This is a genomic window from Pseudomonas sp. R62, assembly GCF_000257605.1.
Classification (GTDB): domain Bacteria; phylum Pseudomonadota; class Gammaproteobacteria; order Pseudomonadales; family Pseudomonadaceae; genus Aquipseudomonas; species Aquipseudomonas atacamensis.
Map to the genome: position 1 here is coordinate 1 of NZ_AHZM01000890.1, position 1,028 is coordinate 1,028.

At 61.9% G+C, this 1,028-nt stretch carries 2 protein-coding genes; both read left to right on the forward strand.

The annotated features are described in order from the left end of the window. A partial coding sequence (locus OQK_RS00900) for an aldehyde dehydrogenase family protein (protein WP_016770705.1) occupies window positions 1–628 on the forward strand: 628 nt, incomplete at its 5' end. A gap of 49 nt (window positions 629–677) precedes the next feature. Beyond that, window positions 678–1,028 (forward strand): NAD(P)/FAD-dependent oxidoreductase (locus OQK_RS00905; protein WP_038860199.1); only part of this gene is annotated, 351 nt, incomplete at its 3' end.

The window sequence follows — 1,028 nt, forward strand, 5'->3', positions numbered from 1 at the left end:
AGCGGCCGGTGCTATCGCCTTCAACCAGGGCGAAGTCTGTACTGCCGGCTCGCGTCTGTTGGTCGAGCGCTCGATTCGCGAGCAGTTCATCCCGTTGCTGGTGGAAGCGCTGCAAGCGTGGAAACCGGGGCATGCACTGGATCCGGCCACTACCGTCGGCGCCGTGGTCGACCAGCGTCAACTGGACAACGTGCTGCGCTACATCAGCATCGGCCGCGAGCAGGGCGCCGAGTTGATTGCCGGCGGCCAACGCACCCTCGAAGAAACCGGCGGCCTCTACGTGCAGCCAGCGATTTTCGACGGCGTGACCAACGCGATGACCATCGCTCAGGAAGAAATCTTCGGCCCGGTGCTGTCGCTGATCACCTTCGACACTGCCGAAGAAGCCCTGCAGATCGCCAACGACAGCATCTTCGGCCTCGCCGCCGGGGTTTGGACCAGCAACCTGAGCAAGGCTCACACCTTCGCCCGCGGTTTGCGCGCCGGCAGCGTCTGGGTCAACCAGTACGACGGCGGCGACATGACCGCGCCGTTCGGTGGCTTCAAGCAATCGGGCAACGGTCGCGACAAATCGCTGCACGCGTTCGACAAGTACACCGAACTGAAAGCGACCTGGATCAAGCTCTGACTCTTTTACAGCGGCGGCCGCCCCTGGTTGGTGGCCCTCGGAGAAACCTATGAAACAGCAACACGTAAACAGCTACTACGCCGCCACCCGCAACGAAGTCATCGACTTCCCGATTCTCGAAGAAGCGCTGGACTGCGACGTCTGCATTATCGGCGCCGGCTACACGGGCCTGTCATCGGCACTGTTCCTCAGCGAAGCCGGCTACAAAGTCACCGTGCTGGAAGCGGCGAAAGTCGGCTACGGCGCCAGCGGGCGCAATGGCGGGCAACTGGTCAACTCCTACAGCCGCGACGTCGATGTCATCGAAGAGCGCTACGGCGACAAGACTGCAGAAATCCTCGGCAGCATGATCTTCGAAGGCGCCGATATCATTCGCTCGCGCATCAAGGATTACGACATC